This window comes from Candidatus Darwinibacter acetoxidans (genome assembly GCF_041936445.1).
GTDB lineage: Bacteria > Bacillota > Limnochordia > Darwinibacteriales > Darwinibacteriaceae > DTU010.
In genome coordinates, this window is record NZ_JBHGXH010000013.1 from 1 (window position 1) to 1,409 (window position 1,409).

Here is a 1,409-nt window from a genome sequence, read left to right on the forward strand (position 1 = left end):
AAAAAGCGCCCTGCGCAGGCGCTCAAAAGTCATTCTTGCGGTTCTTTCGGATCTCCTCCCGCTTCTGCCGGATCTGCCGGTCTAGGTCGGCGGCTATGCCTGTAATGTCATCCTTGCCCCGTGGGTCGATGTAGTAGCCTAGCGCGCTAACAAAGCAGGAAAACATCTGCTTGCCGTCCTGCTCCCACGTTCGCTTATGGAAGAAACCGCTCAGGGGCCTTGTTACGTTGCGCCCCGCTCGGGCCGTTGCTAAGGCGAAGGCGTAAGCGTGCACGGCTTTGGCTATCCCGGCCACCTCTGCCGAAGGCAAACGGAAGACATTAGGTCCATCTGCTTCTAGTCGGCCAGTCTCCAGCAGGGCCACAACGTCCCGCATGAGGTCCCCTTCTACCGGAACGCCCTCTAGGACTATCTGCCGCGCCTGGGCTATCTGCTTCTGTCGAAAGCCCTGGGCTTGGAGGTAGCCTGCTGCCGCCACTTGCGCCGTCGCGTCCACCGGGTAATCAGCACGGTTCCCCTCAGTCCCCCCGCGATGATGAACATCGGGCGTAGGAAGCAGTCCTCGCTCAGTCCACTTCCGGGCCGTAACAGGGTTCAGTATAAGGTCAGGATATAGTCTTGTTGCTTGTTCGATAACCTCTTGTAGCGTCACTCCGTTCTCCTCCCAGGGCATTCCGATGTGTATAGGGTAGCGCCGCTTCCGTCGATACTCCCGTTGACGTTGCCCATACTCGATCAAGTCTGCTTCGGTAATTGCCATTGTCTCACCTCTCAAAAAGGGCAGACTGCTCCCGTTGAAGCGTGACCAATTGAGTCCCTATTGGGAGCATACCACGGCATAATTCGGCTTGTCAAGCCTTCCTCTCCCACGGCCATGGCCCCGGCCACGGATTCGGCCACAGCGGCCACGGGTCCAGGTTGTGCGGCTAACCGTCCAGAAACGGGCCTCCAGGGCCGCACAGGGCAGGAGTTTGCAGCCTGCCCCATAGGGCACATACCCCCCCAATAGTTGCGCCGGCCTACGTCGATTCTGGCAAGCCTCCTAGCAGGGCCTTTGTGGATTCCGTTCGTTCGGCTAGGATCTCATCCCGAATCCGTTCGGCCAGGGCCGCGCCCTCCTCCTCCGGCAACGCTTGCGGTCCAATGAAAAAGGCTATGGCCCAACTTGTCCCCCCACGTCCTGTAGTCCGTCACCGGGCTTCCCTCCGTAGTCCATAGAAGGGCAGAACGTAGTCTGCGACAGGCACAGCGCTTTCGATCTTGTCAGGATGATAGCCTTTGTAAGGGCTGAGGGCCTCCAGGTCAACGTTCCTGAAAGGAGCCACAGCGAAACAGCCTAACACCCCGTCAACCGTTTCAACGACTACAAGGTTCGCCAACTGCTTCAGATACCACGCATTGCGGATCTC

General features: G+C 58.8%; 2 protein-coding genes. Both read right to left on the reverse strand.

Annotated features, from left to right (window positions below):
- Positions 1 to 22 precede the first annotated feature (22 nt).
- On the reverse strand, positions 23 to 496 hold the full coding sequence (locus ACE4YL_RS00430; protein ID WP_461368977.1) for a hypothetical protein: 474 nt from the start codon (positions 494 to 496) through the stop codon (positions 23 to 25).
- A gap of 694 nt (positions 497 to 1,190) precedes the next feature.
- Positions 1,191 to 1,409: hypothetical protein (locus ACE4YL_RS00435; protein ID WP_461368978.1), on the reverse strand; the 219-nt coding region annotated here is incomplete at its 5' end.